Source organism: Streptomyces sp. NPDC030222, assembly GCF_055573115.1.
The window spans coordinates 70,332-95,828 of sequence record NZ_JBVICA010000016.1 but is presented as its reverse complement, the minus strand read 5'-3'; the positions used below and the strand labels follow the sequence as shown (position 1 = coordinate 95,828).

General features: G+C 72.2%; 19 protein-coding genes, 1 tRNA gene and 1 pseudogene. 7 read left to right on the top strand and 14 right to left on the bottom strand.

The genetic code is table 11. From position 1 onward, the window contains the following. Nucleotide 1: 1 nt before the first annotated feature. The 4 genes from ACZ4Z5_RS22765 (at nt 2) to ACZ4Z5_RS22750 (ending at nt 5,413) form a co-directional block, all read left to right on the top strand. Nucleotides 2-1,624: a protein phosphatase 2C domain-containing protein gene (locus tag ACZ4Z5_RS22765; RefSeq protein ID WP_468265544.1), complete on the top strand. Its 1,623-nt coding sequence runs from the start codon at nt 2-4 to the stop codon at nt 1,622-1,624. A gap of 528 nt (nt 1,625-2,152) precedes the next feature. Continuing rightward, nucleotides 2,153-3,514, top strand: a complete 1,362-nt coding sequence (locus ACZ4Z5_RS22760; protein WP_468265542.1) for a vWA domain-containing protein — start codon at nt 2,153-2,155, stop codon at nt 3,512-3,514. A gap of 64 nt (nt 3,515-3,578) precedes the next feature. After that, complete coding sequence (locus ACZ4Z5_RS22755) at nt 3,579-4,757, top strand: FHA domain-containing protein (RefSeq protein ID WP_468265540.1); 1,179 nt, start codon at nt 3,579-3,581, stop codon at nt 4,755-4,757. A gap of 251 nt (nt 4,758-5,008) precedes the next feature. Continuing rightward, complete coding sequence (locus ACZ4Z5_RS22750; protein ID WP_468265538.1) at nt 5,009-5,413, top strand: globin; 405 nt, start codon at nt 5,009-5,011, stop codon at nt 5,411-5,413. A 123-nt stretch (nt 5,414-5,536) separates the two neighbouring features. On the opposite strand, the gene ACZ4Z5_RS22745 is transcribed toward ACZ4Z5_RS22750, so the two are convergent. The 7 genes from ACZ4Z5_RS22745 to ACZ4Z5_RS22715 all read right to left on the bottom strand — a co-directional run bounded on the left by ACZ4Z5_RS22745 (nt 5,537) and on the right by ACZ4Z5_RS22715 (nt 14,885). Next, on the bottom strand, nt 5,537-6,190 hold the full coding sequence (locus ACZ4Z5_RS22745; RefSeq protein ID WP_468265536.1) for a DUF8010 domain-containing protein: 654 nt from the start codon (nt 6,188-6,190) through the stop codon (nt 5,537-5,539). Further along, entirely contained in the window at nt 6,187-6,630 is a 444-nt protein-coding gene (locus tag ACZ4Z5_RS22740; protein ID WP_468265534.1) for an acyl-CoA thioesterase, read from the bottom strand. Before ACZ4Z5_RS22740 ends, ACZ4Z5_RS22745 begins: the two co-directional genes overlap by 4 nt. A gap of 2 nt (nt 6,631-6,632) precedes the next feature. Then, nucleotides 6,633-8,297, bottom strand: coding sequence for an energy-dependent translational throttle protein EttA (gene ettA, locus ACZ4Z5_RS22735; RefSeq protein WP_468265532.1), 1,665 nt, complete (start codon nt 8,295-8,297; stop codon nt 6,633-6,635). Nucleotides 8,298-8,752: 455 nt separating this feature from the next. Further along, complete coding sequence (locus ACZ4Z5_RS22730) at nt 8,753-10,162, bottom strand: Cys-Gln thioester bond-forming surface protein (protein WP_468265530.1); 1,410 nt, start codon at nt 10,160-10,162, stop codon at nt 8,753-8,755. 213 nt (nt 10,163-10,375) lie between these two features. Then, nucleotides 10,376-11,053, bottom strand: coding sequence for a single-stranded DNA-binding protein (locus ACZ4Z5_RS22725; protein WP_468265529.1), 678 nt, complete (start codon nt 11,051-11,053; stop codon nt 10,376-10,378). Between the two features lie 120 nt (nt 11,054-11,173). Next, complete coding sequence (locus ACZ4Z5_RS22720) at nt 11,174-13,294, bottom strand: YfjP family GTPase (RefSeq protein ID WP_468265527.1); 2,121 nt, start codon at nt 13,292-13,294, stop codon at nt 11,174-11,176. A 4-nt stretch (nt 13,295-13,298) separates the two neighbouring features. Continuing rightward, entirely contained in the window at nt 13,299-14,885 is a 1,587-nt protein-coding gene (locus ACZ4Z5_RS22715) for a dynamin family protein (RefSeq protein ID WP_468265664.1), read from the bottom strand. A 317-nt stretch (nt 14,886-15,202) separates the two neighbouring features. On the opposite strand from ACZ4Z5_RS22715, the gene ACZ4Z5_RS22710 reads away from it, so the two are divergent. Beyond that, nucleotides 15,203-15,278, top strand: a tRNA-Arg gene (locus ACZ4Z5_RS22710). Nucleotides 15,279-15,365: 87 nt separating this feature from the next. On the opposite strand, the pseudogene ACZ4Z5_RS22705 reads toward ACZ4Z5_RS22710, so the two are convergent. Then, nucleotides 15,366-15,923, bottom strand: a pseudogene (locus ACZ4Z5_RS22705) (helix-turn-helix domain-containing protein); the annotation flags it as partial. A 432-nt stretch (nt 15,924-16,355) separates the two neighbouring features. Between ACZ4Z5_RS22705 and ACZ4Z5_RS22700 the strand changes: the two are divergent. Then, the gene (locus tag ACZ4Z5_RS22700; RefSeq protein WP_468265525.1) at nt 16,356-16,739 is read left to right on the top strand and encodes a hypothetical protein; all 384 of its coding nucleotides are present in this window, start codon (nt 16,356-16,358) and stop codon (nt 16,737-16,739) included. Between the two features lie 301 nt (nt 16,740-17,040). Here the strand turns inward: ACZ4Z5_RS22700 and ACZ4Z5_RS22695 are convergent, their stop codons facing one another. Both ACZ4Z5_RS22695 and ACZ4Z5_RS22690 read right to left on the bottom strand, forming a co-directional pair. After that, nucleotides 17,041-17,571, bottom strand: a complete 531-nt coding sequence (locus ACZ4Z5_RS22695; protein ID WP_468265523.1) for a hypothetical protein — start codon at nt 17,569-17,571, stop codon at nt 17,041-17,043. A gap of 358 nt (nt 17,572-17,929) precedes the next feature. Continuing rightward, nucleotides 17,930-18,169 carry a hypothetical protein gene (locus tag ACZ4Z5_RS22690; protein WP_468265521.1) on the bottom strand — a complete coding sequence of 80 codons (240 nt, stop codon included), beginning with the start codon at nt 18,167-18,169 and terminating at the stop codon, nt 17,930-17,932. Between the two features lie 224 nt (nt 18,170-18,393). On the opposite strand from ACZ4Z5_RS22690, the gene ACZ4Z5_RS22685 reads away from it, so the two are divergent. Next, the gene (locus tag ACZ4Z5_RS22685) at nt 18,394-19,041 is read left to right on the top strand and encodes a hypothetical protein (protein WP_468265519.1); all 648 of its coding nucleotides are present in this window, start codon (nt 18,394-18,396) and stop codon (nt 19,039-19,041) included. Nucleotides 19,042-19,171: 130 nt separating this feature from the next. On the opposite strand, the gene ACZ4Z5_RS22680 is transcribed toward ACZ4Z5_RS22685, so the two are convergent. From ACZ4Z5_RS22680 to ACZ4Z5_RS22665, 4 genes are all read right to left on the bottom strand, one after another. Continuing rightward, nucleotides 19,172-20,440 carry a hypothetical protein gene (locus ACZ4Z5_RS22680; protein ID WP_468265517.1) on the bottom strand — a complete coding sequence of 423 codons (1,269 nt, stop codon included), beginning with the start codon at nt 20,438-20,440 and terminating at the stop codon, nt 19,172-19,174. A gap of 310 nt (nt 20,441-20,750) precedes the next feature. Next, nucleotides 20,751-21,212 carry an anthrone oxygenase family protein gene (locus ACZ4Z5_RS22675; protein ID WP_468265515.1) on the bottom strand — a complete coding sequence of 154 codons (462 nt, stop codon included), beginning with the start codon at nt 21,210-21,212 and terminating at the stop codon, nt 20,751-20,753. 57 nt (nt 21,213-21,269) lie between these two features. Continuing rightward, nucleotides 21,270-22,127: an ABC transporter permease gene (locus ACZ4Z5_RS22670; RefSeq protein ID WP_468265513.1), complete on the bottom strand. Its 858-nt coding sequence runs from the start codon at nt 22,125-22,127 to the stop codon at nt 21,270-21,272. Then, complete coding sequence (locus tag ACZ4Z5_RS22665) at nt 22,124-24,823, bottom strand: alpha/beta fold hydrolase (RefSeq protein ID WP_468265511.1); 2,700 nt, start codon at nt 24,821-24,823, stop codon at nt 22,124-22,126. Before ACZ4Z5_RS22665 ends, ACZ4Z5_RS22670 begins: the two co-directional genes overlap by 4 nt. Between the last annotated feature and the right edge of the window lie 674 nt (nt 24,824-25,497).

Genomic DNA, 25,497 nt, shown 5'->3' with positions numbered 1-25,497 from the left:
GATGTCCCAGATGCCTCAACTGTCGGCCTGCCCCAGCTGCGAGGAGCCGCCGGCGCCGGGTGACCTGTTCTGCGGCAGGTGCGGGTACGACCTCTCGGTCGTCCCGCCCCGGCCGGACGACCACCCGACGGTCGCCCTGGCGCCCCCGGGCGGCGTGGTCGAGTGGCCCGCCGCCGCGGGACCGGCCGGCGGGGAGGCTCCTGCCCGGGTCCAGCACTCCGCGGACCTCTCCGGGACGGACTCCGGAGGCGGCCGTCTCCCTGCGCAGGGCACCCACACGGCCACCGGCGACTACACGCTGCCCGCCCCGCAGCCCGCGTCGCCGCCGTCCGCGCCGGTCGCCCCGGCGGGCACGACGCACGAGGCACACGGACACACGCAGACGCCCACCGGACACCCGTACTCCCCGGACACGCCCGCGGGCCCGGCGCCCGGCACCTACGGCACCGGCCTCCCGGCCGGTGGACACGTGCAGGGCCGACACCCGGCGACCACCTCCGGTGAGGGGCCGGGAACACCGCACGGGCAGCCGGCGGCAGGTGACGCGTACGGTGCCGCGCCGGACGCCCCGGCGGGTGCCGGCCGGGGGGCGCCCGCCGTGCGGTACGACCGTCCGCACGCCCCGGCGGGCGACTTCACGCTCCCGGAGCCGGCCGCTGCGTCCGTGCCGGACGCCCGTACGGTCGACCTCACCGCGGTGGTGACGGGCGCCGACGACGGGACGGTGTGCGTGGCATGCCGGGCCGGCCGGGTCGACGACGACGGGTACTGCGAGAACTGCGGTCACGCGCAGCCCCGCGAACGCGACCACATGGAACAGGAGCTGGACCGGGTCGCCGCGGTCAGCGACCGCGGCCTGCGGCACCACCGCAACGAGGATTCCTTCACGGTGTCGGCGGCGGCGCTGCCCGACGGCACACAGGCCACCGTGGCGATCGTCTGCGACGGCGTGTCGTCCTCGCGCCGGCCGGACGAGGCCTCGGCGGCCGCCTCCCGCGCCGCGGACGAATCACTGCTCCGCTCCCTGCCGCTCGGCACGCATCCGCAGACCGCGATGCACGACGCGATCGTCGGTGCGCACCAGGCCGTGACCGCCCTCGCGGACGGGGCCGGCCAGGCCGACAGCCAGGAGAACGCCCCGGCCTGCACCCTGGTGGGCGCGGTCGTGGCGAGCGGCCTGCTGGTCATCGGCTGGGTCGGCGACAGCCGGGCCTACTGGGTGCCGGACGACCGCGCCACTCCCCCGGCCCGGCTCACGGAGGACGACTCCTGGGCGGCGCAAATGGTGGCGGCCGGTCTGATGAGCGAGGCCGACGCGTACGCGGACCACCGCGCCCACGCGATCACCGGCTGGCTGGGCGCGGACGCCTACGAACTGGACCCGCACACCGCCTCGTTCAAGCCGGACCGGCCGGGCGTGGTCGTCGTGTGCACCGACGGCCTGTGGAACTACGCCGAAGGTGCGGACGACCTGGCACGCGTACTGCCGTCGGATGCCGCGGAACGGCCCCTGCACAGCGCGCAGGTCCTGGTCGGTCACGCCCTGGACGGCGGGGGGCACGACAACGTAACAGTGGCCGTCCTCCCGTTCGCGCTGCCGGAGGCCGGGGCAGGATCCGCCTGAAACACCGGCGACGGGGCTTCCGTCCGGTTTTGCCGTATGGCCTCACCGGGTGCGTCCGCCGCGCCGTGCTCCGCCGTGCCGTGCCCGTGCATCAGGGCGCGGCGCGGGACACCACCGCGGGTGCTGTCGCGTGGGCTCCCACGCCCGGCAGCACCGACGGCATCCTGTCCGCCTGTTCCGCCTGTCCGCCTGTTCCGCCTGTCCGCCTGTTCCGCCTGTTCCGCCTGTTCCGCCTGTTCCGCCTGTCGGCCGGTCCCCGCCTGTCCTGTCTGAACGTCCGTCTGTCCGTCGGCTCGTCCATCGATCGGCTCGTACATCCGTCAGCTCGTACGTCCGTCAGCTCGCGGCTCGTGGATTCGCGGTTCGTCGGCTCGTCGGCTCGCCCGAAGAGGCGGTCCCCGAGCCCTGGATCCGCCGGCCGCCCGACGATGCCGAAGCACGGCAGCCCGCAAGTCCCGAGTCCGAAAGTCCGTAAGTCCGCAAGCACCTGAGCCCGTCCATCCGCAACGTCCTCAAGGAGCCGATCAGATGGCCAACTTCGCCAAGTCCCATGCGCCGCGGTTCTCCGTGGAGGTGTACCAGAACGAGTACCTCCCGGACGGTGGCCGTGAGGTCGACGCGATCGTCACGGTCACCGCGACCGGCGGCGGCACGAGTCGCGGGCTGCCGCTGCCCGGGGCCGGAACGTCGTCCCCGTCCTCGCAGCCCGGCCGGGGCACGGGCGCGGCGGTCGTGATCATGGTCGACTGTTCCGGATCGATGCACTATCCGCCGACGAAGATGCGCAACGCCCGGGACGCCACCGCAGCGGCCGTCGACACGCTGCGCGACGGCACCTCGTTCGCCGTCGTGGCCGGTACCCACGAGGCCAAGGAGGTCTATCCGGGAGGCGGCGGACTCGCAGTCGCCGACGCGACGACGCGCGCCGAGGCCAAGAAGGCGCTGCGCGGGCTCGACGCGAACGGCGGTACTGCGATCGGCACTTGGCTGCGGCTCGCGGACCGGCTGCTCTCCGCGTCCGAGGCGCCCATTCGCCACGGCATCCTGCTCACCGACGGACGGAACGAGCACGAGAAGCCGGAGGACCTGCGGGCCGCCCTGGACGACTGCGCGGGCCGCTTCACCTGCGACGCCCGCGGTGTGGGCACCGACTGGGAGATCAAGGAGGTCACCGGTATCGCCTCCGCCCTGCTCGGGACGGCCGACATCGTCGCCGATCCGGCGGGCCTGGCCGCGGACTTCACGCAGATGATGGAGCAGGCCATGGGCAAGGAGGTCGCGGACGTCGCGCTGCGGCTGTGGACGCCGCTCGGCGCCGAGATCGTGTTCGTCAAGCAGGTGGCGCCGGCCGTCGAGGATCTCACCGCGCGCCGCACGGAGGCTGGGCCGCGCGCGGGCGACTACCCGACGGGCTCGTGGGGCGACGAGTCCCGCGACTACCACGTCTGTGTACGGGTTCCGGCAGCGGGAATCGGCCGGGAGATGCTCGCGGCCCGGGTCTCGCTGATCCTTCCCTCCGCCGACGGCGGCGCCCCGGAAACCCTTTCGCAGGGACTCGTACGGGCCGTGTGGACGGACGACATGGCGGCGTCGACGTCGATCAATCCTCAGGTCGCCCACTACACGGGACAGGCCGAGCTCGCCCGGGTCATCCAGCAGGGCCTGGACGCCCGTAAATCCGGGGACTTCGACGGCGCGACCGCCAAGCTGGGCCGGGCCGTGCAACTTGCTGCGGCTTCCGGGAACGAGGGAACCGCGAAGCTGCTGGCGAAGGTGGTGGATGTCGTCGACGCGACGACGGGTACTGTGCGATTGAAGGCGAAAGTCGCGGAGGCGGACGAGATGACACTCGAAACGCGCTCCACCAAGACGGTTCGCGTCAAGAAGTGACGGCATCGAACGTACTGAGGCACCGGGAAGCAGAAGTACCGGAGTGAAAGGGGGAAGCGCCGACATGCCGACCTGCCCGAACGGACACCAGTCGGGATCCGAGGACTGGTGCGAGGTCTGTGGCCACCGCATGACCGGTGCGGTTCCTCCGCCGCCCCCGCCACCGCCCCCGCTCGCCGGCCCCGGGGCCCCCGCCGGTCCTCCGGCACCCCCCGGGCCGCCGCCCGGGGCCCCGGCCGGCGGGCTTCCGGCGTCCGGCTACGGCTTCCCGCAGGATCCCGACGCCACCTTCCAGGCGGAGCTGTGCCCGCAGTGCCGCACTCCGCGCGAGGCGAACGCGCCGTACTGCGAGGAGTGCCGCTGGAACTTCCTCACCAACAGGGCCACCTCCTACACCCCGGTGTCCCCGCGACCGCAGAACGGACCGGGTACGACCCCGCCGCCCGGCTACCCTGGGGCGCCGCATCCGGACCCGTTCGGCTACCAGAGCTCGCGGCCCTCGCAGGTGAACCGTCCCGCCGAGCCGCTGACCGGCGACCCGTCGGTGCGTTCGGCCCCGCAGGCGGCACCTCAGGGACCGCCGCCGCCTCCGCCGGTCTTCCGGCAGCCCCCGCCACCGCCACCGGCGCCGGCGTTCCCGCAGCCGCCCGCGCCGGACGGCGACGACTGGGTGCTGTCGCCGCCGCAGTCGGCACAGCAGCCCCCGGCACAGCAGGAACCCCAGCCGTCGTCGCCGGTGCCGTCCGCCCCGCCGCCGTTCCCGGATCCGGCCGGGACTCCGCATGCCCAGGCTCCGGCGGCCGCACCCGCGGAGCCGTTCGCCGTACCCGACGCGCCCATGCCATGGAGCGTGACCATCAGCCCCGACCGTGCGTACTTCATGGCGATGATGCACCGCAGCGGCCCGGACGCCGTCGGACTGAACCTCCCCGCCTACTCGCCGGAGCAGCAGCGGCCGCTCTCGGGCAACCAGATGACCATCGGGCGCCGCCGGCACAGCACCGGCGAGTCCCCGGACATCGACCTGTCCGTGCCGACGGAGGACCCGGGCGTCTCCCATCAGCACGCCGTGCTGGTGAAGCAGCCCGACGGGTCGTGGGCCGTCGTCGACCAGAACTCCACCAACGGCACGACGATCAACGGCGCCGAGGAGCCGATCCAGCCCTACATCCCGGTCCCGCTCCAGGACGGCGACCGCGTGCACGTGGGCGCCTGGACGACGATCACGGTCCGACGGGGCTGACGGAACCGGACGGGTGGTTCTCCGGAGTCCGCACGGGAGCCGTCCACTCGCGTCGGCTCGCCGTCCGTTCCGCGGCCGCTCCTCGGCCGTTCCTCTGCCGGATCCGGGTCCTAGGGCCCGGGTCCTCCGCCGAGGCGTCTGAGACCATGGAGGCGAGCCGCGCCGAGAACGGGCTGCACCGGAGCCGGCCGGCTCCGGACCGCAGCCGCCGGGCCAGGGCGGCACGAGACGACGATGCGAGGCATGGACACGTGAAAGAGATTCCGCGCGGCACGCTCCAGGAGCAGACCTTCTACGAGCAGGTCGGCGGCGAGAAGACCTTCCGGCGGCTGGTCCACCTCTTCTACCAGGGCGTCGCGGAGGACCCTCTGCTGCGTCCCATGTACCCCGAGGAGGACCTCGGCCCGGCCGAGGAACGCCTCGCCCTGTTCCTGATGCAGTACTGGGGCGGCCCCCGCACCTACAGCGACCACCGCGGCCATCCCCGGCTGCGGATGCGGCACGCCCCGTTCACCGTCGACCGGGCGGCGCACGACGCCTGGCTGAAGCACATGCGGGCCGCAGTCGACGAGCTCGGCCTCTCGGAGGACCACGAGCGACAGCTCTGGAACTATCTGACCTACGCCGCGGCGTCCATGGTCAACACCGAAGGCTGACGCAGCACAAGGCCCCGAGGACGCGCCTCGGGGCCTTCGCATTTCCGGTGTCGGGTACGCCGTCTGTCCACCAGCACGGGGATCAGGCCGAACTCATGGGCGTCAGGCCGGTGTCATGAGCGATCAGGCCGGCGTCAGAGGGAGGGCGCCCAGGCCCGCGCGCCGCAGCACGACCGAGCCATAAGGGGTGCGCAGCCGGAGCCACTGCCCGCAGGCCAGCAGTTCGGTCGGCACGGCGGGCCTGAGGAAGCCGAGGGACTGCGCCGCGTGGGCGGCCCGCACCGGCAGTTCGGTCTCGGCGACCGGCCGGGACCAGATCTCACGCCCTATGGAATCCAGCTCCGTGCGGGTCCGCCGTTCGGCCGGCAGGGCCTCGGTGCGGGTACGGAACTCGGTGACCGCGGCGGCCACGCCGGCCCGCAGTTCGGCGGGCCCCGGCAGACCGGGGACCCGGTGCCAGCCGCCGCGGGGCGGCAGCACTCCGGTCCACGGGGGTCCGGTGACGGCGGCCGGGACGGTGGTGGTGCCCGCCTCCTCGTCGAGGGACTCCAGCAGCTCACCGGCCGACACGGTGGTGTCCAGCTCGACCGGCTGTTCCAGGCGGGCCGTGCGAATGGCCAGCACCTCGAAGGTCGGCGGCCTTCCGAACACGGCGACCGCGCCCCCGCCCGCCTGGAGGCGTACGGCGGCCGCGCGGTCGTAGTGGATCAGCCGGGCGAGGAAGGCGGCGAGATCTGCCGCCTCCCCCGCATCGGCGAATCGCAGGGTCGCCGTCATACGGCGACGGCCCCCTCGGCGGTCGCCGTCATGCTGTCGTCGACGTACTCCTGGAGGAACTCGCGCTCCTCCGCGGAGATGCGCCGCGGCCGCTGCGACGCCAGGTCGAACGGCACGACGACGGTCGACGCCCGTACGTACACGGTGTCGGCGTCCTTGATCTCATAGGCGATCGTCAGGGCCGCCGCGCCGATCTTGGTGACCCAGGACTCGACGGTCACCGGCTCGTGCCGGTGGACCAGCGGCCTCAGGTAGTCGATCTCGTGACGTGCCACGACGGATCCGCCGGAGAACGACGGGGACCCGTTCCCCGGCGCCAGCCGGAACATGAAGTCGATGCGGGCCTCCTCCAGGTAGCGGAGGAAGACGACATTGTTGACGTGCCCGAAGGCATCCATGTCCGACCAGCGCAGAGGGCAGTGGTAGATGTGCCGAGCCAAGATCAGCCCCGGGTGAGCTTCTTGTACGTGGCGCGGTGCGGGCGGGCCGCGTCCGCGCCGAGACGCTCGATCTTGTTCTTCTCGTACGACTCGAAGTTGCCCTCGAACCAGAACCACTTGGATTCGCCCTCGTACGCCAGGATGTGCGTGGCGACGCGGTCGAGGAACCAGCGGTCGTGGGAGACGACCACGGCGCAGCCGGGGAACTCCAGCAGCGCGTTCTCGAGCGAGGACAGGGTCTCGACGTCGAGGTCGTTGGTCGGCTCGTCGAGGAGCAGCAGGTTGCCGCCCTGCTTGAGGGTCAGCGCCAGGTTCAGACGGTTGCGCTCACCGCCGGAGAGCACACCGGCCGGCTTCTGCTGGTCCGGTCCCTTGAAGCCGAACGCCGACACGTAGGCGCGGGACGGCATCTCGACCTGGCCGACGTTGATGTAGTCGAGCTCGTCGGAGACGACGGCCCACAGCGTCTTCTTCGGGTCGATGTTGGCGCGGCTCTGGTCGACGTAGCTGATCTTGACGGTCTCGCCGACCTTGATCGAACCGGAGTCCGGCTGCTCGAGGCCCTGGATCATCTTGAACAGCGTGGTCTTGCCGGCGCCGTTGGGGCCGATGACGCCGACGATGCCGTTGCGGGGCAGGGTGAAGGACAGGTCGTCGATGAGGACCTTCTCACCGAAGGCCTTGGAGAGGTTGTTGACCTCGACGACCACGCTGCCCAGACGGGGGCCCGGCGGGATCTGGATCTCCTCGAAGTCCAGCTTCCGCATCTTCTCGGCCTCGGCCGCCATCTCCTCGTACCGCTGGAGACGCGCCTTGGACTTGGCCTGGCGGCCCTTCGCGTTGGAGCGGACCCACTCCAGCTCTTCCTTGAGCCGCTTGGCGCGCTTGGCGTCCTTCTGGCCCTCGACCTTCAGACGGGTCTGCTTGGTCTCCAGGTACGTGGAGTAGTTGCCCTGGTACGGGTAGGCACGGCCGCGGTCGAGCTCGAGGATCCACTCGGCGACGTTGTCCAGGAAGTACCGGTCGTGAGTGATCGCGACCACGGTGCCGGGGTACTTCGCGAGGTGCTGCTCCAGCCACTGGACCGACTCGGCGTCCAGGTGGTTGGTGGGCTCGTCGAGCAGCAGCAGGTCGGGCTGCTCCAGCAGCAGCTTGCAGAGCGCGACGCGGCGCTTCTCACCACCGGACAGGGTCGTGACCGGCCAGTCGCCGGGCGGGCAGCCCAGGGCGTCCATGGCCTGCTCCAGCTGGGCGTCGAGGTCCCAGGCGTTGGCGTGGTCCAGGTCCTCCTGGAGCTTGCCCATCTCCTCCATCAGGGCGTCGGTGTACTCGACCGCCATCTGCTCGGCGATCTCGTTGAACCGGTTGAGCTTGCCCTTGATCTCGGCGACGCCGTCCTCGACGTTCTCCAGAACGGTCTTGGACTCGTCGAGCGGCGGCTCCTGGAGCAGGATGCCGACGGAGTAGCCGGGCGACAGGAAGGCGTCACCGTTCGACGGCTGCTCGAGACCGGCCATGATCTTCAGAACGGTGGACTTACCGGCACCGTTCGGACCGACGACACCGATCTTCGCGCCGGGCAGGAAGTTCAGGGTGACGTCGTCGAGAATCACCTTGTCGCCGTGCGCTTTGCGCGCCTTGCGCATGGTGTAAATGAACTCAGCCAAGAGAAACCGTCCGGCAGTCGTGATCGTCGGGCAACAATGTGCAGGCTCCGCCGCGTGCGGGCAGATACACCCCATCTTGCCGTACCGCCACCCCTGGGCGGAAACCGCCCGTCGGCGCCCCTGGACCATGGCTCCGACCTGGCATGACCAGATCACAGGCCGTCACCGACGGTCAAGGCCGGCCCCCGGGGTCGCCGTATCCCGGCCCGGAGACGGCCCCGGTACAGCCCGGAGACGGCCCAGGACAGCGCGGGGCCGGTCCGGTCGTTCCGGGCGCAGGATCGAACCTGGTCGGGCCGGCCGCACCCTGGTGTCAGGCGGGTAGGGCCGCGCCCGGCCGGGGGCGGGGTGGGGTCTTGCCCGGCAGGTTCGAGCCGGCCGCACCCGGGCGTTCAGGCGGGTCCGCCGCACCCGGGCGCCGGGGGGTGCTTCTGGCGCCCCGGGGCCGGTGGTCCTTATTCGCTCCGCTTCCTGCGCAGGAGGAACACGGCCATACCTCCGAGCAGTACCAGGACCGTCGCCGTGGCAGCTATCAGCGGGGTGGCGGAGGAAGCGCCGGTCGCGGCCAGGTCGGTGTCCCCGGTGGTGCCCGCCGAGGTGCCCCCGGCAGAGGCGGGGCTGGGCTCGTTGGCAGGCGCGGCCCGGGGGACGGGGGCCGCGGTGCCGGTGGTCTCGCAGTCGAGGAAGCCCTTGACGGTCTCCTTGAATCCGCCCGGCCCGGTGATCGTCAGCTCGTACGGCCGGTCCTCGGTCACCGGGATGGTGATGGTGCGCGACTCCTTCGCGGCGACGGTGTGCGCGAAGCCCAGCAGCTCGAAGGTGAACGGCGTGTCCCCCTTGTTGCTCGCGGTGATCTCCACACCGCCCTTCGCGCAGTTCTTGGCCGCGGTGATCGCCGGGACCGCGCCCTGCTTCGCCCAGGTCGCGATGGCCTCGGTACTGAGCGTGGAGTCGCTGGACCCGGCGAGGATCTGCGTCTGGCTCCGGCTCTCACCGACGAAGGCGCGGCCGACCGGTACCGGGGTGGTGGCCTGGACGCTCAGGGTTCCGGTGCCGTCCGGGGCTTCCGCGGGCACGTCGAAGTAGAGCCGTCCGCCGTCCTTCACCTCCCCGGCGACCGGTGCTCCGGCCTGGTCGACGATCTCCACCCCCCGGCCTGCCAGGTCTCCGGACGGGGTGACGGTGACCTGGTCGGCGTCGGTTCTGACGATCACCGGCCCGATCTTCTCCCCCGGCCTGCCGGACACGGCCTTGTTCTCGAGCGTCAGTGAGGCCTTGGGCTCCGGGAGGTTCCTTGCGTGCTTCTCCAGCCAGTCGGCGAGCTTCTCCGCCTCCGGGTCGGCTGCCTCCACCTTGACGTGGTCGGAATAGCGCCAGATGGCCACCTGCGTGCCGGCCGCGGCCGTCCGGTTGTCCAGCGCCCCGCGGATACCCGCCTTCTTGGCCAGGGCGGCCAGATCGTTGACCTGCGGGTAGGAGTTCAGCAGGATCCAGCGGATCTTCCCCGCGTCGGCGTTGCGGCTCAGCGACGTGCCGCTCCAGGGGGTCTCCTGATAGGTCGCCTCCGACTGTGTCGGGTTGTGTATGTCGATGCAGTAGGTCTGGAGGGTGCCGCCGCCGTCGACGTCCATCCGGAAAAGGCCGGCGGGTACTTCTCGTCTCCTGCCGTCCTCCAGAACGACGGCACGGTCGGAAGCGCCGCTCTGCAACCCCTTGAGGGTGGCGGTCGCGCCCCCCTGGTGCCGCGCGGGCCCCTCCGCGGTCGCGGCGCCCGCGACCCCGGCAGGTCCGGCCATCGAGAGCAGACCGACGGCCAGCACCACGGCCACCGGGCGGGTGGAGCCCCGCCCTCCTACAGAAAGCATGGAATTCCCCTTCGGGCGAGGCCGTCTCGTGGGGACACGTGGGGGGAGCGCCTCGCCTGCTGACTCAAGTGCCCTGTGAGTAGGGGGAATCCTAGAGATGTGACGCGCCATGATGCCCCGTACCGCGCTCCTACAATCATTCCGACTCGGAATCGTTATCCCAACTGCCCGTGCGGGCCCGGACGGTCGGTGTACGACCATGTCAGACGCCGATCAGAACGGCGCCGGTTGCGGTTCACGGTCGGTTCGGTGCATCTCTTCTGAGGGGCTTTCATGCTGCGGGTGCTGATGCCCATCGTGGTGCGGGCCGGGCACCGGCTGTTGTTGCGGGCCACCGTCCCGCCGGTGTTCCGGGGCCTGCTGCGGGTCGGCACCCGGAGCGGGCTGTGGCGCCTGGGGCGGTGCCGTGGGCCGTCCGCCGCCCGCCGCGTGCTTCGGTCCGTACCATGACGCTTCGGCCTGCCGTCCGGGGCCGGGGCCGGGCTGCCGTTCCCAGGGCGAGTCCTTCGGATGCTCCGTCAAGAGCGTGTCGGGCTTCGCCGACCGGCGGAACGCGGAGGTGCCACGCGACAGGTCGTGGCCGATGGCGCTCGCGTCGATCTCGGCGGAGATCTTGCGCTGGCCCTCCCACTCCTCCTCGCGCACCCTCAACCTACCCTGCACCACGAGTGGTTCCCCGACCGAGACGGACGCGGCGAGGTTGGCGGCGAGGGCGCGCCACGCCCACACCGTGTAGAAGCTCGTCGGGCCGTCGGTCCACCTCCCCGCGTTGCGGTCCCAGCGGCGGGCGCCCACCGCGAACCGGAAGCGGGCCACTCCGCCCGTCGCCGATTCCCGGTAGTCGACACTCGTCGCGACATTACCCACCAGCGTCACCGTGGTCTCGCTCATGGCGGGCCACCTCCCCGTACGGATCCAGTCGATCGTTGCTTGCGCTGTGATCCCATGCTGGACCGGACGGGGCGTTGCTGCCGACGGCTGTGGACGACGCCGGGATTGTGGACAACTCCGTCACCCGGAGGAAGTCTTGACTCCGACCGTTCCGGTGGATCCGTGGCGCCCGTCCGTACCGTTGCCCCGGCTCTTGCCGTTGGTGCCGGCCCTGCCCTTCGCGCGGGCCGACCACCGTCTGCCGGGTTCCGTGTCGGCCTCGGCCCTCCGCGCCCCGTCCCGCGCCGCCCGGCTCCGTTTCCCCTCGTTCTGCGCCGGCATCGCGGACGCCCCTTCCTCCGCTGCCGCCCCCGCGTCGGCGGGCTCGGGGGGCCGTCCGCCCGGCAGCCCGGTCACACTGGTCACCGACGCGTACTGCTCCCGCACCTCCCGGTACCGCATCAGCTCCGCCGCCACCGGGTCGAGGACCTTGGCCCGTCCGCATCCCGCGGCCGCCTCGCGCAGCCGCCGCTCGGCCTCCTGCCCGTAGCGGCGAGCCGGTCCCCGGGCCGCCGCCGCGCAGGCCCATTCCACGAACGGCCCGCCGACGATCCCGAGCAGCATCACCATCGCGGGCACGATCAGCCCCGGCTCCAGGACGCCCACGATCTGCCCCACGAGCCAGAGACCGCCGACGAACTGAACGACCGTCATGGACATCTGTACCAGCACCGCCAGCGGCCACCATCCCGGGCGAGGCGGACGTCCCCGGGGCACCGCAGCGGCCGCCGCGAGCCGGTCCAGCGCCTCGGGCAGCCCCTCGGCGCCGCGCACCGCCGCCTCGCGCACGGCCAGGGCCCAGGGCGCCGGCAGCCCGACGGAGGCGTCGTCGGCGACCGCGCGCACGGCCTGCTCGACCCGCTGACGGGCGGTGATCTCGGGTTCGGCGTTGGCCGGCCGCCGTGTCGGCACACCGCTGCCCGGCCGGCGGCTCTGTTCGTACCAGCGCCACAGCCGCAGCCAGGGAGTCCCGCAGGCCTTGCCGGCGTGCCGCCGCCATTCGCGTTCCGCGGCCAGCCCCGCGGCCTTGGCGCCGACGGCCTCGGCCAGCCGGTCGGTGAACTCCTCCCGGGTCCGTTCCTGGAGACCCGGATGCCCCTCGCCCACGTACACGGGCCGCAGCCGGGCCGCCGCCACATCGAGGTCCGCCGCCAGTCGCAGCGCGGGCGCGGCGCGTTCCGTCACGAACCGGCCGAGCAGGTCGCGCAGTTCGTCGACGCCTTCGCCGGTGAGTGCGGAGAGGGCGAGGACGGTCGCTCCGGGCTCACCGTGCTCGCCGAGCGCCATCCCGTCGTCGTCGAGCAGCCTGCGCAGATCGTCGAGCACGAGCTCGGTGGCCTCCCCCGGCAGCCGGTCGATCTGGTTGAGCACCACGAACGTGACCTCCGCGTGGCCCGCCAGGGGACGCAGATAGCGCTCGTGCAGAACGGCGTCGGCGTACTTCTCCGGGTCGACCACCCAGATCACCCCGTCCACGAGGGCCAGCACCCGGTCGGCCTGTTCGCGGTGGGCCGGCACCGCCGAGTCCAGATCGGGAAGGTCGACGAGGACGAGCCCGCGCAACGCCTCGTCCGGTTCGGCTTCCTGTCGGGGTCTGCGGCGCAGCCGCCCCGGGATGCCCAGCCGGTCGAGGAGCCCTGCGGCGCCCTCGGACCAGGTGCAGGCCACGGGCGCGGACGTGGTCGGCCTGCGCAGCCCGCTCTCGGAGATGTTCATCCCGGCGAGCGCGTTGAACAGCGCCGACTTGCCGCTGCCGGTGGCTCCCGCGACGGCGACGACCGTGTGCCGGGCGGACAGCCGCTGGCGTGCCGCCGCCTCGTCGAGCACCCGCCCGGCCTCGGCCAGCGTGGCGCCGTCCAGCCTGGTCCTGGACAGGCCGACGAGCTCCCGCAGGGCGTCGAGGCGTTCGCGGAGCGGCGGCCCGTACGGTCCGCCGACCCCGGGATACCCGTCGGGCCGCCCGTCGGCGTCCTCGTACCCGAACTCGTATGCGTACTCCTCCGCGTCCCCGCCGGTTGTTCCGCCCGGGGGAGCCGAGCCGCCCCCGCCCGTGGCGGATTCCGCGGCGGGCCGCCCGTCCGGCTCCTCACGCGGGTCCCCTGCCGTATCGCGGTCGTCGACAGGGCCGGCCGCTCGGCGGGCGATCAGCCCGTCGTCCCAGCGGTCGCCGGTCCGGTCGGACCGGTCGGACACTGCGGTCACCGCGTCACCTCTTCTTCTGCAGTACGGACAGCGCGGCGATCAGCTCGCACTGCGACTCCGGCGTCACATGGAGGGCGTCGATCGTGGACAGCCTGCGGTCCCGTTCGGCGCCGAGTACCCGTCCCAGGTACCTGGACAGCAGATCGGTCCCCTTGTCGCGCAGCCGCAGCGCGCCCTGGGCGCCGATGGTCTCCGCGAGCCGCTCCCCCGCGGTGCGCGCCCGCCGCCCCCCGAGCAGGGACGCCGCGAGCAGCACGGCGACCGTCTCCGGATCCGGGACGGTGGCCACCTCCGCCCGCCGGGTCTCCTCCTCGGCCATCTCCTCGAGCACCCTGCGCCAGCGCCGTACGGCCATCCCGACGCGTTCCGCCGATTCCCGGTCGCGGGGCGCGAACGGCACGGCCGCGGCGGCCGGTTCACGGCGCCAGGCCTCCTCGACGCGCTCATCGGCCGCGGCGGCCGTGCACTGGAGGAGGGTGGTGAAGCTCTCGGCCATCGAGTCCAGGACCTCGCGGGGGCTGCTGTCGAGGGGATGGGCGCGCCAGCGTGCGAGGGCGTCCCCGGCGAGCACCCCGCCGGCCTGGACCCGCTCGCGCATCCGGGCACCCTCCTTCTCGTACGCCTCCTCAACCGCGGCGGCGAGCCGTACGGCCGTGGCGTACTGCGCCGCGACCGCGGACGCGAGCTCGGGCATCCGGGCGTTCAGCGAGTCGAGCATTCCGGCGGCGGTGCGGTTGAGGGCCTGCTGCCGGGCGGCGGGATCCTGGACCCGGTGGGCCAGCCAGGCGCGCAGCGGGGCGACGGCGGTGGTGGGGAGCAGCCCGCTGCTGCCGCCGGCCGACTCGGGCAGCTCGGGGATGGTGAACCGGGGCACCTCGCCGAGCCCGGCCCGGGTGAGCAGGGCGCCGTAGCGCTGCGACACCTCGCCGATCACCTGGTGCGGCACCCGGTCGAGCACCACGACGAGCGAGGCGTCGTACTCCTTGGCGGTCCGCAGCAGGTACCAGGGCACGGCGTCGGCGTACCGGGCGGCCGTGGTCACCATCACCCATACGTCGGCGGCGCAGATGAGCTCCGCGGCGAGGACACGGTTCCGGGCGACGAGGGAGTCGATGTCGGGCGCGTCGAGCAGTGCGAGCCCGCAGGGGAGGGACTCGGAGGACTCGACGCGCAGGATGTCCTTCTCGGGAGACATCGCAGCCCGCCGCCGGTCCTGTTCGTCGTCCATCCAGAGCCGGGGCAGCCGGGGCAGTACGCGGTTCCCGTCGAACCAGTGACGGTCGTCCGGGTGACACACCAGCACCGGGGTGCGCGTGGTGGGCCGCAGCACTCCGGCTTCGGTCACACGTCTGCCGACGAGCGAGTTGACCAGTGTCGACTTCCCCGCCCCGGTGGAACCGCCGATGACGGCGAGCAGCGGGGCGTCGGGGTCCTTCAACCGGGGAACCAGATAGTCGTCGAGCTGCGCGAGCAGTTCGGCCCTGGCCTGTCTGGCCCGCTCGGCGCCCGGCAGGGGCAGGGGGAGACGCACGGCGGCGACACGGTCGCGCAGGGCGGAAAGTGCGTCGATCAGCTGAGGCCGTACGTCCAAGGTCACCACAAGCGAAGAATGCCCAATTTTGGAGCCTTTTTGAAGCGTATGCCGATGTCTGCGCGCCGACCCGGCGCATGAGGCTGCCGGGGCGGGCGGGGCGCAGGTATAACGAGTGCACAACACCCGCAGCCCACGACGTCAAAAGCAGTGCGGGAAACGCTGCGGCCTGCGATTATCGGTTCGCTTCACCGAACCTCCACATCGTGGCACGCAGGTGAAGCCGCCAGGACACGGCGACCGGAGCCCTATCCTTGTCCCGGCAAGGTCACGGACACACCCTTCCAGGGGCTCCCGGCCACCGCGGCCGCACACCGGCCCCCGTAGCTCAGTGGATAGAGCAGGCGCCTTCTAAGCGCTTGGCCGCAGGTTCGAGTCCTGCCGGGGGCGCCACCCCTCGCCCTCCCACTCGGGAGGGCGTTTTTGCTGGTCAGAGGACTTCCTGAGGGCGATACAGAACGACCGGACCGCCCCCGGCGATGCTGGGGAGGATCCGGCCGTGACCACCGACGCGACCACGCAATACCGGGAATGGTCATCCACACCCGTCACGACCTTGGCCTCGGACAACTCACCCGTCACCGGGTCGACCAGCATCACCCCGCCGACGATGTCCATCTGCCACAGCTGCATCGGCCGGTCCCGCCGCCAGCGCTTGTAATCCGACCGCTTCCTCCGCCGCACCCCCGGCTCCACCAGGCCATGCCGGACCAGGATCCGATACACGGTCATCCGCGACGGCACCGGCATGACTGTCCCGGACCGCTCCATCACATGAGCAATCCGCCGCGGACCCCACCGCGGATGCTCACGCCGCAGCTCACACACGGCCGCCTCCACCTCGGCAGAAGCCTGATGCGGACACGAAGCCGGCCTGCGCGACCGGTCCGCCAACCCGGCCAGCCCCGAAGCCTCATACCGGGACTTCCACCCGCTCACCGTCTGCCGCGAGACGCCCAACTGAGCGGCGACCTCCGTCACCGTCGCGCCCGCCGGCACCGACAGGACAGCCCGGTATCTCTGCTCGACAACCGACAACTCCACCAGCGCCAATCCCGGCCTCCCGCCACACGCCGCAACGACGCGCACAGAAAAGCCGATCACGACCACTGTCAACCATAAGCTGGGACCGAACTGTCAAGCATCACCCGGGACTGGACAAAAGCACCTGATCCCAGCGCGGTAGAAGTTTCTCTGCTTCATCAAGTGCTCGCTCCGCTCGCCGCGCGCCCGGCTTGGTGCCGGGCGACGCTCCTGTCTCCGCCCGCTCCGCCCGGCCGCCGGACGCGCGCGGCGCGAGCCAACGAAGTGTGTGGCAGGCGCATCTGCCCCCGTCTGCTGGACGGAATGAAGGTGCCGGCAGCGAGGCGTAGTGGGCGTTCGATCACATGCCCGGGATGCCGCAAAGGATCATGCTAGCCTCCGGTGGTTGATGAGGTCTTCCTTCCAACGGGGGTTTGCAGTATGGGGATGCGGCGTATTTTCGGGCGCACGGCTGCCATGGGTTCCGCAGTGATCGCACTGGTCGGGGTGGTGCTGGTTCCGCAGGCAAGCGCTGCGCAGACCTGCCTTAGCACCACCGGGGCCAAGATGTGCTGGCAGTCCACGGGTGATGACGTGTACATAACCGACACCAAGGCCGATGGCCACCGAGCGGGCGGCTACTACGCCACGGACCGCGGAAGTTACGGATGGTGCGAGAACACCAAGGGTGCAAACACCACGGTGAAGTGCAACCTTGAGCTGGAGGAGCCCGACATGATCAGTTTCTACGCTGCCAGGTGCGAAGGCCCCTGTGGGCCCTTTGGGCATGGCGTTCTGAATAAGTCTGGCTGGAAGCGCGTAGCCGTGTGATTCGGGTGCCCTGCTGAGGTGGGGCTCTCCAGGAGCTCCTGGAGAGCCCCACCTTTGCTGACCGACCGTGACCCACTCCCCCAACCGGACCCCGACACCCCCTCCGAAGCGAAGGGGGTGGTCAAAGCCTCGCCGACGGCACCACACTCGTCCGCCGAGAGGGGATGTGGTCAAGGGCATCCCCCACCCGAACAACCCCCACAGGACCCGTGACCGTTCCCCGAGACGTCACCGCGTAGTCCCAGGGCGGCCGTTCACTGCCAGTCCCCCGGGGCACCAGAGCGGGGGGACTTCGGCACTCTCAGCAGAACTTGGCGGCTGCCGCGGCGGCTCCCGCTTCCCAGCCCTTGTTGTACTCGGCGGTGCGCGGCGCAATCCCCTGCAGCTGCTTGGCCTGGCAGTTCGCCTTGATCGCCTTGAAGCCGTCGGAGAACCCCTTTGCGCGTTCCTCGTCCTTCTGCGCCACCTCGCCCTTCGCCTTGGCGCACTTGATGGTCTCCTCGCCGTCGTTCACCTGGATGTGGTACTGGGCGTCCTTCACGTTCGGCACGACGAAGGCGCCGTCGGCGTCCACCGTGAGGCCGGTTCCGGCTTGACCCGGTCCTATGAACGCCACCTTGTCACCCTTCGTGAACCCTTCCCCCCTGAGGGCGAAGGTGACGGCCTGGGCCTGAGGGTCGGTGTTGCGCACCACCGCGCACTCGGCCGCCGGAAGGACCGCCGTGCTCGTGGGCGCACTTGCGCCCACTCCTTGCGCGCCCGCCGCCGAGGCGAGCGCCAGCGAAGCGGCGATCGGCGGCATGAGGAGAAGAACACAACGTTTGCGGTTCATCGATCCACCCTCGGAAGATGGCGGGCTGACGTTTCAGCCCTCGTACCGACACCGTGACGCGAGGGCCGTTACCGCCGCGTGACGGCAGCGTGACCACGGTCCCGCGAGGCAGAGGGCGGGCGGCCCTCCGCTTCGGAGGCAGTGGTCGGTACCCCGGCACGGGGGGAAGGCAGAAGTGGGGCAAGCCAGGCCAGTCACGACACCGAGCCGGAGTGGCCACCGGGGCGCAGCCTGTCGCCGACGCCTGTGCTCCGAAGCCCATTTGCAGGCAAACGCATCCGGCGACTGTGCATGGTCACGAACAAGGGGCGTCGTTGAGGCAATTGGTCGGGCCCCGTTCACGCAACTCTCGCCACCGTCAGCAGCGACGGGTCTGGTACGGCACGGGGGCGGGTGCCGGTTCGGGCGGTGTCGGGCACCGCCTCAGGGCGACGAGGAGGGTCAGCGCGACTCCGGCTGACACGACGAGAAGTGTGGTGCTGATCCCGTCGGCGGTGGCGATGCGAAGCTGTTCGCCGGAGAGACCGTCGAGGCCGGCGGTCGCCACCAGGACGAGGGCGGCGAGTCCGACTGCTGCACCCGCGCCCGAGGCGGTCATCGCCGCCGCCGGAGTGCGTTGCCGATCCTTGACCGCACGCAGGTCCCCTGGTAGAGCGTGTCCGGCCGACTGCGGCTCGGCGAGCGGCGGCCGGAAGGCGCTGGTGTCCAGCCGACGTGGCCGGCCGGCTGGCCGGTGTCGAGGCGCCCGCCGTCACCGGTTGTCCGACCTCCCCCCTAGGTTCGGCTACCGAACGGCCGTCACCACCGGGGGGGGATCACACCATGACGATGCACCGACCGGGCCTGCCCGAGGACCTGCCGTCCGCCGAGGTGCTCTGGGGGCGTTGGGCCCTCATCGCCGTCCTGGAGGCGAGTACCGAGGCGGAAGGGCGCGGCAGGCACCGCACTGGGCACTGGATCGACGGCGACGGGCTGCACCTCGACGACTGCGGGTGCACCTGGTGGACGTTCGCCCGGATGGGCGAGGGGCGGTATGTGCTCTACGGCGAGGACGAGTCGAGCGGCGTGAAGTGGTACAGGCCTGCCGTCGACATGCTGGCGGGCGCACCCGGGTGGCTCCCGCACGAGACCCTGCGCGACCTGGTGGAGAGTTGTGAACTGGGATGCGTCTACTGGTACGAGAACGGCGCGTGGGCCCGCGCGGCCTATCCGGAGGACCTGGACGACGACGGCCTGGACTGCGGGATGAGCCGCTTCGTGGTGCGCGAGGAGGTTCGTGGACTGCTCGCCGGCACCGGGGACGACTGCGTGTGCGAACCCGTCCCGGGCCGCGCCGCGGTGGACCTCCTCGACGCCGCGGAGGCACACGGGCTGAGGCCGGAGACGCTGGAGTCGTTCGTCGCCGACTGCGCGTGCGGGCACTGGGACCTGCCGGCCATGCTGCGGGCCCTGCGGCTCACGGGCGCATAGCAGAGAGGGCGGCACCTGGTTTCCGCGGTTGGCGCCGGAGAACGCGGTGAAGTTCACCCGGCTCGATCAGCCCGGCTCCCCGGTCCCGGGATCGTCTTCGCTCACCTCCCTCCGGGCCTCAGATCACCGATCACGCCGATCCGGATGCCGAGCCAGGGATAGGTGTGCTGGTAGAACGCATTGTCCTGGGGTTGCAGGCCGACCGCCGAGAGCCAGAGCTGGTATGCCGGGGCGTTGGAGACGCCGCCGTGCAGGCGGCGCCAGACGCGGGGGGGGGGGGGGTGGGCACGTCGGTCGGCGGGTTGGTGATCGTGTCGGTCCACTCGACCGCGTTGCCGCCCTGGTCGCGGGTGCCCCAGGGTGAGGTCGTCCTCGCCTGGCCGGCTGTGCCGAGGCTGCCCTGGTAGAGCTGGGCGTAGGCGACGGGGTCCAGGCCCAGGGGGTTCACGGTGGAGCAGACGTCCGGCTCCACCCGGCCGGGGCACCAGCTCGGGGCAGGGAGGCCTGAGGCGTGGTACGAGGCGAGGGGCTGGGTCGCCGCGTTGGTGACGTCGCCTGTGGCGGGGTCGAGGACGGTGGGGGCGGGGGCGGACGCGTCGCCGTCGCCGAAGACTCCGGCGTTCGTGGGGTACTTCCAGTAGGAGTGCGTCCCGCCTCCGCTCGGGTCGTAGTAAGCGGCCTTGATCCATTCGTTCTGGCTCGGCACCACGAAGCCTGAGGCACGGGTGCGGATCGGAGCCCGCCGGGTGAGGTCGTACATTCCACGCTCGGTCCGCGGCGACAGCCTGACCCGGTAGGTGACGTACCGGAATCCTCCGTCGGCGGTCTCCTTCTTGGCGAGCACCCGACCGTTGTAGAGGGAGTTGACGAAGCGCGCCGCCTTCAGGAAGTCCGCGAACGCGTAGGGCTTGTCCGTCCACTCGGGATAGGCCACCGAGTAGTGGCGGCCATCGGGGGCGTCCGCGTCGAAGTCGACCTGGCCGTACTTCGGCCATGCCGACGAGCTCTCCGTCTCCCCGTACAGGCCGAGCCGGTCGCGGCCCTCGGAGTCAGCCGTGTTGAGGAACGCCACCCACTGGCCGGCGGTGACCTCGAGCTGTCCGATCTCATACGGGTACGCGACCGCGCCGACCGTCAGGCACTCCCCCGAGCCCTCGGGGGCGTCGGCGCACGACGCGTACGCGGCGTCCCTGAAGGGGACGACGCCCACCGACGGATTGCCGGGCGCGCCCACCTCGGCGGTCGTCAGCGTGATGACCTCGCCCGCTCGGGCGCTGTCGCCCTCCCCCGTGCCGGTGTCGGCGGTCGCGGCGGCCGGAACGAGCAGTGCCGACAGGCCGCACACCGCGGCGAGCGGTCTGCTCGTACGAGTGCGGTGGGGAACGCGGACGCGGTGCATGGCATCCCTTTCCGGCCGTGGCAGCCGACCCTGAGCCGGAAGCGGGGCAGGCGGAGCGGCCCGGTGATCACACGACGGTCAGCGCCACATTAATCACGCCTGTCACCCTCCGCGTCTGACACGTCACGGGGAGGGGGAGGTTCCCGTCGGATGCAGGAACGTCACGGCCGCTGCCCGGGGCCGACGGCGCGGCACGGCACGGCACGGCACTGCACGGCACGGCGCGGCACGGCGCGGGCAATGGAAGCGGGCAATGGACACGTGCACGCCCCGCGCCCGTCTCCGCCCCCGTCCCCGCCACCATCGGTCGTCACACCAAGGTCGCCGCCGTCAGCGCCCCGAAGGCGGCCACGACGAGCAGCGTGCGGATGAGGTGGTAGCGGTTCCACCGGGATTCGAACGCGGCCCGTGCCTCCGCGTCCGGCAGGCCCTCGGAGGCGGCGAGGGCGTTGTTCAGCGGGATGTTCCCGGCGATGGTCACCACGTGGTTGAGGCCGCCGAGGAGCAGCCCGGCCACGATCAGCCAGCGCTGGGCGTCCGTGCGCCCGTCGGTCGGCACGGCGAGCGCCGCCGCCGGGAAGGCGACGACGCCGAAGAACGTCAGGAGGAACACGGCCCGCGGCACGGCCTCGTTGATGCGGCGCATCGCGACGGTGAACTGGTCGTCCGTCAGCCGGGCCAGGGCGGGCATGACTCCGGTGAGGAAGATGAGCATGTAGCCGGCGTACAGTCCGGTGGCGACGACGGCGAGCGCGAGCAGAACGTTGGCCATGACTTCAATCGTGACTCCCACGCCCCATGGATAAACGCCCCGTCGGCGAGCTCTCCCCTACGACACGATGTCCTTGCGGCCGAACCCCCGGAACGCGAGGGCGAACAGCACCAGAGCGTAGGCCGTGGACACCGCGGCGCCCTTGGTCATGCCGGCCCACTCGAGCTGGGGCTGGAGTGCGTCGGCCCAGGCGAACTGCCAGTGTGCCGGGAGGAAGTCCCGCCACGACCCGAGTGCGGTCACGGCGTCGAGGACGTTGCCCACGATGGTGAGGCCCACGGCGCCGCCCACCGCGCCCAGCGGTGCGTCGGTCCTCGTGGACAGCCAGAACGCCAGCCCTGCGGTGACCAGCTGGGAGACGAAGACGTAGCCGACGGCGAGCGCCAGACGCGGTACGGCGTCGCCGGCCGGGAGTGCTCCGCCGGTGGGGAGCTGCAGCGGGCCCCAACCGTAGGCGACCGTGCCGACGGCCAGTGCGACCAGCGGGAGCAGGATCATCGCCGCGAGGCTGAAGCCGAGCGCGACCACGAGTTTGCTCCACAGCAGCCGGGCCCGCGGCACGGGAGCCGCGAGGAGGTAGCGCAGCGAGGACCAGTTCGCCTCGCCGGCGACGGTGTCCCCGCAGAACAGTGCGACGGGCACGACCAGCAGGAAGCCGGCCGAGACGAACAGGCTCGTCGCGGCGAAGTTGGCGCCGGACGCGGTGGCGGTGTCGATGAGCGTGATCCTGTCGTCGCCGCGGCCGTCGCGCTCGCCGCCGATGGCGAACGCGACGAGCAGCACGAACGGCAGGGCGGCCAGGATCGCGGCCATCACCAGGGTGCGGCGTCGGCGCAGCTGCCGCACCGCCTCGACGCGCAGCGGCAGGGTGCGCCGGGCGCGGTAGCCCGGTGCGGCTTCCGCGAGCACGCTCATGCGGATCCTCCGATCAGGGTCAGGAACGCGTCCTCCAGCCGGCGGTGCGGGCCGACCGCGGTGAGCGGTACGTCCAGCCGGACGAGTTCGCCGATCAGCTCGGTGGAGGTGGCACCGTCGAGGCGTACGAGGAGGTCGTCGCCGCTGCGCACGGCGGAGGCGACGCCGGGGAGCGCGGCCACCTTGTCGACCAGTACGTCCTGCACGGGACGGGCGAGGCCGACGAGCAGGGTGTCCCCGGCGCCGGTGATGTCGGCGACGGGTCCTGCCTGGACGAGGCGCCCGCGGTCCATCACCACGAGGTGGGTGCAGGACTGTTCGACCTCGGCGAGGAGGTGGCTGGAGACGATGACGGTGCGGCCGCCGGCGGCGTAGCGGATCATCACGTCCCGCATCTCGCGGATCTGCGGCGGGTCGAGTCCGTTGGTGGGCTCGTCGAGGATGAGAAGTTCGGGCAGACCGAGCATCGCCTGGGCGATGGCGAGGCGCTGCCGCATGCCCTGCGAGTAGGTGCGGACGGCGCGTCCCAGGGCGTCGCCGAGGCCGGCGATCTCCAGTGCCTCGTCGAGGTGGGCGTCGGCGGCGGGTCTGCCGGTGGCCTGCCAGTACAGCTCCAGATTGGCGCGGCCGGTCAGGTGGGGGAGGAAGCCCGCGCCCTCGACGAACGCGCCGACCCGGGAGAGTACTGGCGCGCCCGGCCGGACCGCGTGACCGAAGACGCGGATCTCACCGCCGTCGGGCCGGATGAGGCCCATGAGCATGCGCAGGGTGGTGGTCTTCCCGGCGCCGTTGGGGCCGAGGAGACCGAGCACCTGGCCCTTCTCCACGCGGAACGAGAGGTCGCGGACGGCGTACCGGCCGTCGGATCCGGCGTACTTCTTGGTGAGGCCGGTGATCTGGAGCGGCACGTCGGCGAGCTCGGGCTCCGGCGCCGGGGCGGACCGGCGGCGCGGTGCGGTGAACAGGAGGAGGCCGGCGACGACGGCCCCGGCCGCGGGCAGGCCCCAGGTCCAGCGGGGCAGCGGCGCAGCGGCCGTGGTGACCGCGGGTGCGGTGGGCACGGTCAGAGCATGGTCGCCTGCCAGGGAGACGGCGTGGGCGGCGGGCTCGGCCGGTGAGGCGTAGCCGAGGTCGGTCGCGGAGAGGACGAGCCGCAGCCGGTGACCGGCGTCGATCCGGTGGTCGACGGCGGGCAGCCGCAGCGTCACGGTGCGGGCCTTCCGTACGTCGTCGACCCGGACGGGTGCGACGAGTTGGGCGGGCAGGAGCTGCCTGCGCCCGTCGGGACCGACGTCGTAGACCTTCCCGAAGAGGACGGCGCTGCCGCTGTCGGAGGCGACCGTGACGTCGACGGTGGGCGTGCCGGTGATCTGGAGCGGCTCCGTGAGCGGTGCCGAGTCGAACCGCGCGTGCTGTCCGGGGAAGTCCAGGGACAGTCCGACTCCCAGCGACGACAGCTGGGAGAGCCCGCCGCCGACCCCGGGCAGGGCGGACACCGCGGGCGGTGCGCCGCCCGGGGGGTTGTGGAAGGTCTGGGCGGGGCCGGTGAGTGCGATGTCCCGGCCGCCGTCGGCCAGTCCGGGGTAGCGGTCGGCGGTCGCGCCGCGCAGCCGGGCGGTGCCGTCGGTGGAGTCGACTCCGCCGGTGCGGCTGACCCGGAAGGCGGGGCCGGTGTCCGCGCCGGTGTCGTCCTTGAGGTACCGGTCGAACCAGGCGGAGATGCGACCCTCGACGCGGTCCGTCTCGCGGTCGCCGCCGTCGTGGCCGCCCGCGATCCAGTCGACGGCGACGGGGGCGCCGTTGCGGGTGACGGCCCGGGCGATCGCGTCGGCGTGGCCGAGCGGGAAGAGGGAGTCCGCCTGGCCCTGCACGACGAGCGTGGGCACCTTGATGCGGGGGCCGACGGCGGAGGGGCTGCGGGACTCCAGCACGGCGCGGGCGGCGGCATCGGGGCGGCCGGCGGTGGCGACGCGCTGGTACATGCCGCACAGTTCGGGAGTGAACCGTCCACAGGGGCCGGCCGGGACGTCCGGTTTCCCGGGCCGGTCGCCGGGGGCGGGTGCCGCCGGTCCCGTCGGCTCCGTGGAGCCCGCCGTGAAGAAGATCCCGGCCCACAGCTTCTTGAACACCCCGTCGGGGAACAGGGCGTCGGCGAGGTTCCAGTAGGTGATCTGCGGAGCGATCGCGTCGATCCGCCGGTCGTGTCCGGCCGCGAGGAGCGCGGCGGCGCCGCCGTACGAGGCGCCGGTGACGCCGACGCGCGGGTCGCCGGGTCGGTCCAGCCGTACCTCGGGGCGCTTCGCCAGCCAGTCGGTGAGCCGGGACACGTCGGCGATCTCCGCCTTCGGGTCGTTGAGCCCGATGCTTCCGGTGGACGCGCCGAATCCGCGCGCCGACCAGGTCAGGACGGCGTAGCCGTCCCGGGCGAGGCGCTCGGCCTGTTCCCGCACGTCGTCCTTGCTCCCGCCGAAGCCGTGCGCGAGCAGCACGGCCGGGCGGCGGCCGGCGGCGCCCGCGGTGAAGTACGACGCGTCGATCCTGGCGCCGGGCATGTCGAAGGCGCGGTCCACCCGGTGCACGGCGGGCTCGGCCCCGGCCCCGGCGGCGGTCCATGTCACGGCCCCCGCCGCGAGGCCGAGCGCGGCGAGGCCCGCGGCCAGGCGGCGCCCCCGGCGTCGCAGGAATCGGATCTCCATACGACCGAACCCTAGGCGTCCGTGGACCCCGTCCACCGCCACCGCGGGTCGGAACCGCGTGCTCTCCTCCGGTCGTACGCGGAGCACGGCACGTACTGCGGCCGCGGTACGTGTGGGCGCTCGGTCCGGACGCGCGGACTTCGGGTCCCGAGGTGCCCGGGGGCGGTCCGGACGCGGGGGCGCCGGGCTCCGAAGCACCTGGGACCGGCCCGAACACACGAACCCCAGACCCCAAAGCACCCGGGACCGCCCCGAACACACGAACCCCAGACCCCGAAACACCTGGGACCGCCCCGAACACACGGACCCCAGACCCCGAAGCACCTCGGACCGGCCCGAACACGCGGACCCCGGGCACCGGTTCCCCGAACCGGCCGCCGTCGGCGCGACAGCAGCCGCACGGCCCGTTCCGAGCACCGGAGCGAGCACCTGAGGTCCCGCCGCGGGCATCCCGCCGCGACCGGTCCCGGCACCGGCCCGTATTCGGGGCGGCGTCGTGCCCGGGAAAACCCGTGGCGACCGGCGGGCCCGGACTGGCAGCATCGCGGCAGACCTGCAGGCGACACGACCGCGGGGGGGGGGGGGAAAGGGGGGGGGGGAGGGGGGGGGGGGTCCGTCGTTGTTTGGGGAGGGTAGGGGGGGGGGGGCGCCCCCTTTTTCCGCCCGGGGGGCGG

Excerpts from the sequence above, each read along its gene's own strand:
- ACZ4Z5_RS22765 (WP_468265544.1), top strand. The coding sequence starts at position 2 with ATGTCCCAGATGCCTCAACTGTCGGCCTGCCCCAGCTGCGAGGAGCCG.
- ACZ4Z5_RS22760 (WP_468265542.1), top strand. The coding sequence starts at position 2,153 with ATGGCCAACTTCGCCAAGTCCCATGCGCCGCGGTTCTCCGTGGAGGTG.
- ACZ4Z5_RS22755 (WP_468265540.1), top strand. The coding sequence starts at position 3,579 with ATGCCGACCTGCCCGAACGGACACCAGTCGGGATCCGAGGACTGGTGC.
- ACZ4Z5_RS22745 (WP_468265536.1), bottom strand. The coding sequence starts at position 6,190 with ATGACGGCGACCCTGCGATTCGCCGATGCGGGGGAGGCGGCAGATCTC.
- ACZ4Z5_RS22730 (WP_468265530.1), bottom strand. The coding sequence starts at position 10,162 with ATGCTTTCTGTAGGAGGGCGGGGCTCCACCCGCCCGGTGGCCGTGGTG.
- ACZ4Z5_RS22725 (WP_468265529.1), bottom strand. The coding sequence starts at position 11,053 with ATGAGCGAGACCACGGTGACGCTGGTGGGTAATGTCGCGACGAGTGTC.
- ACZ4Z5_RS22700 (WP_468265525.1), top strand. The coding sequence starts at position 16,356 with ATGCGGCGTATTTTCGGGCGCACGGCTGCCATGGGTTCCGCAGTGATC.
- ACZ4Z5_RS22695 (WP_468265523.1), bottom strand. The coding sequence starts at position 17,571 with ATGAACCGCAAACGTTGTGTTCTTCTCCTCATGCCGCCGATCGCCGCT.
- ACZ4Z5_RS22690 (WP_468265521.1), bottom strand. The coding sequence starts at position 18,169 with ATGACCGCCTCGGGCGCGGGTGCAGCAGTCGGACTCGCCGCCCTCGTC.
- ACZ4Z5_RS22685 (WP_468265519.1), top strand. The coding sequence starts at position 18,394 with ATGACGATGCACCGACCGGGCCTGCCCGAGGACCTGCCGTCCGCCGAG.
- ACZ4Z5_RS22680 (WP_468265517.1), bottom strand. The coding sequence starts at position 20,440 with ATGCACCGCGTCCGCGTTCCCCACCGCACTCGTACGAGCAGACCGCTC.
- ACZ4Z5_RS22675 (WP_468265515.1), bottom strand. The coding sequence starts at position 21,212 with ATGGCCAACGTTCTGCTCGCGCTCGCCGTCGTCGCCACCGGACTGTAC.
- ACZ4Z5_RS22670 (WP_468265513.1), bottom strand. The coding sequence starts at position 22,127 with ATGAGCGTGCTCGCGGAAGCCGCACCGGGCTACCGCGCCCGGCGCACC.
- ACZ4Z5_RS22665 (WP_468265511.1), bottom strand. The coding sequence starts at position 24,823 with ATGGAGATCCGATTCCTGCGACGCCGGGGGCGCCGCCTGGCCGCGGGC.